Below are 212 nucleotides of genomic sequence, written 5' to 3'. Positions count from 1 at the left end.
AACTTGGCGTGGTGGGCGGTACTGACGGTGTGATTTGCAAAATGGTGAGTTATAACTTGCAACAAACGGCCAATCTGACCGCCTCCTTGACGTTTCGCGCTTTTGTCGACACGGCGATGCTAGGTTTTACGCCCGGAGCGGCCACCGTGAGATACTCCGGGAATGGTTCAAACTGGTATAACTATGGTACTTCAACTGCTTATTACAACGTT

The 212-nt window shown here is 50.0% G+C and carries 1 pseudogene; it reads left to right on the top strand.

Annotated features, from left to right (window positions below):
* A pseudogene (locus FDX22_RS30370) lies at nucleotides 1-212 on the top strand (fimbrial protein); the annotation flags it as partial.

The sequence above is a fragment of the Citrobacter sp. TBCS-14 genome (assembly GCF_005280805.1).
In the GTDB taxonomy this organism is placed as follows: domain Bacteria; phylum Pseudomonadota; class Gammaproteobacteria; order Enterobacterales; family Enterobacteriaceae; genus Citrobacter; species Citrobacter gillenii.
The sequence above is the reverse complement of the archived record's forward strand: the minus strand, read 5'-3'. Positions and strand labels throughout refer to the sequence as shown.